Consider the following 7,384-nt stretch of genomic DNA (forward strand, 5'->3'; position numbering starts at 1 on the left):
ACATCGTCACTAATTGCTTTATTTTTCAATGTATCTGCTAAAGAAGTTGAACCATAACGCATTCCGAAATCAGTACGGTTTATTGTAAACACTTCGCTAACAATCATAGCTTTATTACCTTCAACACTTACTTTTGCAGGAAAAGAAATATTTTTCTTTACACCTTTCAACGTCAAGTTTCCTTCAATCATTGTTTTGCCTTCTTTCTCGCTAATTCCAGTAATTGAAAAAGCTGCATCTCCATAATTGCCTGCGTCAAAAAAGTCGCCAGACAATAAATGTTTCTTCAAACTAGCATTTCCGTTATCATCTGCAGGAATATCCAAAACAGTCAATGAATTCACATCAATAATAAAATTCCCGCTCTCTAGTTTTCCTTCTTTCATTGCGAAAGTTCCTGAAGATACGTTCATTGTTCCATTATGTCCGCCGCCAATTACTTTTGATCCTTTCCAGGTAACAACCGTATTTGCAGTATCTACTTTATACTTTACAGCTTCTGAAGTAGTTTTTTTCTCAGTTTTAGCGCCTTCCGCTTTCGTTTCGTTCTTTGTCTCTCCGCAAGAAGTAGTTACAACTGCTACTGCTATAAAAGCGATTAAACTTAAAAAATTTCTTTTCATAAATTATAGTTTATTTAATTCTTAAAGATTTCGTCGCAAAATTACCAAATCCTATCAAGTTTTATCTCTGAAATGTTAAAAAATATTTTTTGTGACATTTTGACATTTTATGATAAATGGCAGTACTTTTGACAACTATACAATAAATAATAAAAATTTTTTGGACATATACCATGAGCAAAAAAAAGGATAAAGCTACAAAGAAAGAACAGCCTAAAGCGGCTGAAGCTACTGAAAATACAATAGAAGAAGTTTCTGCAGAAGCAAAACTAACTGAAGAATTGGCAAAAGAAAAAGACAAATTTTTACGTCTATTTGCTGAATTTGAAAACTACAAAAGAAGAACTAGCAAAGAACGTGTAGAACTGTTCAAAACAGCAGGGAAAGACATTTTAGTTGCCATGTTGCCAGTTTTGGATGATTTTGATAGAGCATTGGCAGAAATTGCAAAAATCGATGATAAAGAGGTTCAAGACTTGAAAAAAGGAGTTGAGTTGATAAGTAATAAACTCAAAGAAACCTTAAAAACAAAAGGCTTAGGCGAAGTTACTGTAAAAAAAGGTGATACGTTTGACGCAGAAGACCATGAAGCAGTGACACAAATTCCTGCACCGTCAGATGACATGAAAGGAAAAATCATTGATGTACTTGAAAAAGGATATACATTAGGTGACAAAGTTATTCGTTACCCAAAAGTAGTTGTAGGACAATAAGAACGTTTGTGAGTTGTTCCCAGCAACAAAACGACCTTTTAACAGAAGTTGAAACAAAATGAAACAAGATTATTACGAAATATTAGGTATCAGCAAAGGTGCCACGGCAGCTGAAATTAAAAAAGCGTACCGCAAAAAAGCAATTCAATATCATCCTGATAAAAATCCAGATGATAAAGAAGCGGAAGAAATGTTTAAAAAAGCAGCAGAAGCCTACGAAGTACTAAGCGACGACAATAAAAAAGCACGCTACGACCAATATGGTCATGCAGCATTTGAAAATGGCGGCGGTTTTGGCGGCGGCGGTTTCGGTGGCGGCGGAATGAACATGGACGACATTTTTAGTCAGTTTGGTGATATTTTCGGCGGTGGTGGATTTGGCGGCGGTTTCGGCGGTGGATTCGGCGGCGGCGGCGGAAGACAACGACGCGTAAAAGGAAGCAGCCTAAAAATTCGTTTAAAACTTACCTTAGAAGAAATTGCAAACGGAGTTGAAAAAAAGGTGAAAGTTCGTAGAAAAGTACAAGCGCCTGGCGTAACGTACAAAACCTGCGGAACCTGTAACGGTTCTGGTCAAATGACGCGAATTACAAATACTATTTTAGGTAGAATGCAAACGTCTACTACCTGTAGTACTTGTGGCGGAGCTGGACAAATCATGGACAAACGTCCTGCGGGAGCTGATGGACAAGGAATGAAAGCTGAAGAAGAAACTGTAATGATCAAAATTCCTGCGGGAGTTGTAGAAGGCATGCAGTTAAAAGTTTCTGGAAAAGGAAATGAAGCACCTGGAAATGGAATTTCTGGAGATTTATTAGTCGTGATCGAAGAAAAAGAACACGAAATGTTAAAACGTGAAGGCGATAATTTACATTACGACCTTTATATAAGCTATTCAGAAGCTGCTTTAGGAAGCTCTAAAGAAATTGATACGGTCACTGGAAAAGTTCGTATCAAAATAGAATCGGGAGTTCAGTCAGGAAAAATATTACGCTTACGCGGAAAAGGAATTCCTAGTGTTAACGGATACGGAAAAGGTGACTTACTAGTGCATATCAACGTTTGGACGCCAAAAACATTAACAAAAGAACAGAAAACTTTCTTTGAGAAAATGGCAAAAGAGGAAAATTTTGTACCAAATCCAGAGAAGACTGATAAATCATTTTTTGAAAAAGTTAAAGACATGTTTTCGTAATTCTTTTGCTATTACGAAAAAAAAACTATCTTTGGTAAGTTACTGGCCGTAACAGGCTAGTAATTTTTTCTTTTTCATAGCAATTTTTTCCCATCCTTGATCACATTAAGGGTGGGTTTTGTTTTATAATACATTCATTTTGTAACAAAACACACAAGATTGTTACTTATATAAAAAACTTTTCATGAGTTCAATTCTTCAGGCGAAAGACGTCGTAAAAAAATATGGTGCGTATACCGCATTAAATAAAGTTTCTATTGACGTACCTAAAGGAAGTATCTTCGGACTTCTGGGACCCAATGGAGCTGGAAAAACTTCACTTATCCGAATTATCAATCAAATTACTGCACCAGATGCTGGTCAAGTATTACTCGATGGTGCTGCATTGCAACAATTTCATATCAAAGATATTGGTTATATGCCCGAAGAACGCGGTTTATATAAATCGATGAAAGTTGGCGAACAAGCATTGTATTTAGCACAATTGAAAGGATTGAGCAAATCGGAAGCAAAAATGCGTTTGCAATATTGGTTTGAAAAATTTGAAATTTCAGATTGGTGGAACAAGAAGATTCAAGAATTATCAAAAGGTATGGCGCAAAAAATACAGTTTGTCGTAACCGTGTTGCACAAACCAAAACTATTAATTTTTGATGAACCGTTTAGCGGATTCGATCCAATTAATGCCAACCGAATTAAAGATGAAATTTTACAATTGCGCGATGAAGGTGCTACTGTCATCTTTTCGACACACAGAATGGAATCGGTTGAAGAATTATGCGATCATATTGCGTTAATTCACAAATCAAATAAAGTATTGGACGGAAAATTGACCGATGTAAAACGTCAGTATAAAAGTAATACGTATCAAGTTGGTGTCGCTGCGGCGGATAATCTAAAGTTACGATCAACGCTTAGCGAGAAATTTCAAGTTACGGATGCCGATTTTAAATCGATTGATGATGATTTAAAAGTAAACATCCAACTACAAAACGGCGATACATCTAACGATTTACTTTCGTATTTAACTTCAAAAGGACAAGTAAATCACTTTGTAGAAGTAATTCCAAGCGTCAACGATATATTCATTCAAACCGTACAAAATAATAATTAGACATGAATCATTTACCGCTAATTATCAAAAGAGAATATCTAACGAAAGTTAGAAACAAGTCATTTATACTCATGACCTTTTTAAGTCCGTTAATTTTTATCGGACTTATTTCGTTGATTGTTTATTTAACACAATTAAATAATAACAAACAGCGTACAATTTCGATTTTGGACGAAACAGGAAAAATTTCGGAAGTATTTAAAACAAAGCCTGTTAGTGACGATCCCAACACAAAATATAACTTTCTTGATGGAGTTTCATTAGAAGAAGCTAAAAAACAAGTACAGGAAGCCGAAGAATATGGTTTGTTACACATTCGCCAAATGGCGTCTACAGAAGAAATCGCGAAGCAAATAAAATTCTACTCGGAAGATTCGCCTTCTTCCAAATTCATATCGCGTTTAGAACGGATTTTAAACGGTAAATTAACCGAAGAAGCGCTTTTAAAGAATAATGTGGACATCAATTTGGTAGAAAGTTCTAAAATGAATATTGCTATCGGACAAGAAACCTTTTCGGGAGAACGCAGCTCAAAACTGATCAATTATTCCAAACTCGGTTTTGGTTTTGCTGCAGGATATTTACTGTTTATGTTCATTATTATTTATGGAAACATGATTATGCGAAGTGTCATTGAAGAAAAGACAAATCGTATTATTGAAATCATTATTTCCTCCGTAAAACCGATTCAATTACTCATGGGGAAAATCATTGGAACTTCTTTAGCAGGAATTACACAGTTTTTAGCGTGGATTGTTTTAGGTGGTACTATAATAGTCATTTTAGGCTTCATATTTGGTTTTGATTTAATGAGTGCACAAACGGCACAACAACAAGAATTGATTGCACAAGGAGCAAACGTTGATATATCTGTGCTTATATCATACATTGTTGGTAGTTTACCAATTGTGAATTTGGTCATCGCTTTCTTTATCTTTTTTATTGGAGGTTATTTATTGTACAGTTCTTTATACGCAGCCATTGGCGCCGCTGTAGACAATGAAACGGATACGCAACAATTTATGATGCCTATTTTAATGCCGTTAATTTTAGCGGTATATGTTGGTGGGTTTACCGTATTAGAAGATCCGCACGGAACCGTTGCTACGGTGTTTTCATACATACCATTTACTTCGCCAGTAGTCATGCTAATGCGAATTCCATTTGGTGTTGGCATCGGAGAACAATTAATTTCAATCGTAATTTTGTATATTACCTTTGCTGGAACTGTTTGGTTTGCTGCAAAAATTTACCGCGTTGGTATTTTAATGTATGGAAAAAAACCGAGCTACAAGGAAATATTTAAGTGGTTGAAATACTAATATTATGGGAGGAAATTGGGAATTTTTAGACATTGTTCTATATAAACATGGAGAAATTACCATTACTGTCCAAGTTGTTGTAACACTTATTATAGTACTAATTGCTACGCATTTAATACTTAAATTTACTAGAATTGGAGTTTCTAAAAGATTGGATGAAGATGGTAAAAACCGTTTTAAAACAGTCTTCACTTTTTTAAAGTATTTTATATTTTCCATTGCCATAATCACATCGCTGGATGCTTCTGGTATTCATATTACAGCATTACTAGCAGCGTCTACGGCTTTATTTGTAGGTCTTGGACTTGGAATGCAGAAACTATTTCAGGATATTATTTCTGGAATTTTTATTCTAGTTGACAAAACTATCATCGTAAATGATATCATTGAGATTGATAAAAAGGTTGGAAAAGTCACGCAAGTTGGACTGCGAACTACGAAAGCTATTACGCATGATGAGAAAATACTTGTCATCCCAAATCATAAATTTTTAAACGAAATACTGTACAACTGGACACAAAATGATGTGCGAACTAGAGAATCTATCGAAGTCGGAGTTGCGTATGGTACAGATGTTGATCTAGTAAAAGCGTTGCTCTTTGGAATCGCAGTACAAGACAAAGCTATTTTAAATGAACCAAAACCCACCATCCTTTTTGAAGATTTTGGTGATAGTGCTTTGAAATTCAGGCTACATTTTTATATTGGTGATAGTTTTCATTTGCCAGAAGTGCAAAGTAGATTGCGATACAAAGTATACAATACATTTAAAGAAAATAATATAAGCATTCCTTTTCCGCAACGAGACGTGTATGTTTATAATTCAAAAAAACAATAATATGCCTAAAATATTAGTAATAGAAGACGAATCTGCCATTAGAAGAGTTTTAGTAAAAATCTTATCCGAAGAAAATGACACGTATGAAGTGTCACAAGCAGAAGATGGATTGGCAGGAATTGAAATGGTAAAGAAAGAGGATTACGATTTGGTACTTTGTGATATAAAGATGCCAAAAATGGATGGTGTAGAAGTGTTAGAAGCTGCCAAAAAGATAAAGCCAGAAACTCCTTTTGTGATGATTTCAGGTCATGGTGACTTAGATACTGCCGTAAACACAATGCGTATTGGCGCATTTGATTATATTTCAAAACCGCCTGATTTGAACCGATTGCTAAACACAGTTCGTAATGCGCTTGATAGAAAAGAATTGGTTGTTGAAAACAAGCGATTAAAGAAGAAAGTGAGTAAGAACTATGAAATGATTGGACATTCTGATGCAATTGATCAGATTAAAGATATTATTGAAAAAGTAGCGCCAACAGATGCACGTGTTTTAATTACTGGACCTAACGGAACAGGAAAAGAATTGGTTTCGCATTGGTTACACCAAAAAAGTGATCGCAGCAAAGGACCAATGATTGAAGTAAACTGTGCGGCAATTCCAAGTGAATTGATTGAAAGTGAATTATTTGGTCATGTAAAAGGAGCGTTTACAAGTGCTAATAAAGACAGAGCAGGAAAGTTTGAAGCTGCTAATGGTGGCACTATTTTCTTGGATGAAATTGGAGATATGAGCTTATCGGCACAAGCCAAAGTATTGCGTGCATTGCAAGAAAGCAGAGTACAACGTGTTGGTAGTGATAAAGATATTAAAGTAAATGTCCGTGTGATTGCGGCAACGAATAAGAACCTAAAAAAGGAAATTGAAGACGGAAAGTTTCGTGAAGATTTATACCACAGATTAGCCGTTATTTTAATCAAAGTTCCTGCGTTAAATGATCGTAGAGATGACATTCCATTATTGATCAATCATTTTGCAGCTAAGATTGCAAATGATCAAGGAAATACAACAAAAAAGTTTTCTGATAAAGCTGTGAAGTTGTTACAGGAATACGATTGGACAGGAAATATTAGAGAATTGCGAAACGTTATTGAACGTTTAATCATTCTCGGAGGACAAGAAGTCACTGAAGAAGATGTGAAGTTATTTGCTTCTAAGTAGTTCCTAGACTATAAATCATAAAAAAGCCAGCTCTAATTGCTGGCTTTTTTATGTCTTAGTTTTGTTGATTTGTTGATTTGTTGATTTGATTATTTGTTGATTTGATTATTTGTTGATTCGTTAATTTCTATAAAATACTATGGTCCGTCTTTGCGAGACAAAGTCGAAGCAATCTGTTTTAAAGGAAACTCAAACTGTTCTTAGAAACAGACTACCGCGTCGTAAACTCCTCGTAGTGACGTTTCAAAGAAACCTAACTATATAAAAGCGAAGCGTTTCAAAGTACTTCTCGATACAATTTTTATCCGTTTTACTCCTAAAAATCACTCGAAGTCACCTTTATGATTACTAAAAAAACAGATTGCCGCGTCGCTATGCTTCTCGCAAAGACGTATCAAATATGTCTAAAACCAA

General features: G+C 35.1%; 7 protein-coding genes. 6 read left to right on the plus strand and 1 reads right to left on the minus strand.

Features of this window, described 5'->3' with window-relative positions:
- Positions 1-623 (minus strand): YceI family protein (locus AB8B65_RS13980; protein WP_405301747.1); only part of this gene is annotated, 623 nt, incomplete at its 3' end.
- 173 nt (positions 624-796) lie between these two features.
- Between AB8B65_RS13980 and AB8B65_RS13985 the strand changes: the two genes are divergently transcribed.
- The 6 genes from AB8B65_RS13985 (at position 797) to AB8B65_RS14010 (ending at position 6,970) form a co-directional block, all read left to right on the plus strand.
- Entirely contained in the window at positions 797-1,336 is a 540-nt protein-coding gene (locus AB8B65_RS13985) for a nucleotide exchange factor GrpE (RefSeq protein WP_405301748.1), read from the plus strand.
- A gap of 58 nt (positions 1,337-1,394) precedes the next feature.
- A complete protein-coding gene (dnaJ, locus tag AB8B65_RS13990; RefSeq protein WP_405301749.1) occupies positions 1,395-2,531 on the plus strand; it encodes a molecular chaperone DnaJ in 1,137 nt (378 codons plus the stop codon).
- A 184-nt stretch (positions 2,532-2,715) separates the two neighbouring features.
- Positions 2,716-3,645, plus strand: coding sequence for an ABC transporter ATP-binding protein (locus AB8B65_RS13995; protein ID WP_405301751.1), 930 nt, complete (start codon positions 2,716-2,718; stop codon positions 3,643-3,645).
- 2 nt (positions 3,646-3,647) lie between these two features.
- Positions 3,648-4,967 carry an ABC transporter permease gene (locus tag AB8B65_RS14000; RefSeq protein WP_405301752.1) on the plus strand — a complete coding sequence of 440 codons (1,320 nt, stop codon included), beginning with the start codon at positions 3,648-3,650 and terminating at the stop codon, positions 4,965-4,967.
- A 4-nt stretch (positions 4,968-4,971) separates the two neighbouring features.
- Positions 4,972-5,805, plus strand: coding sequence for a mechanosensitive ion channel family protein (locus AB8B65_RS14005; protein ID WP_405301754.1), 834 nt, complete (start codon positions 4,972-4,974; stop codon positions 5,803-5,805).
- Position 5,806: 1 nt separating this feature from the next.
- Entirely contained in the window at positions 5,807-6,970 is a 1,164-nt protein-coding gene (locus AB8B65_RS14010; protein WP_405301755.1) for a sigma-54-dependent transcriptional regulator, read from the plus strand.
- Positions 6,971-7,384 lie beyond the last annotated feature (414 nt).

Origin of the sequence: Kordia sp. (assembly GCF_045105435.1) — a bacterium.
Taxonomy (GTDB): Bacteria; Bacteroidota; Bacteroidia; order Flavobacteriales; family Flavobacteriaceae; genus Kordia.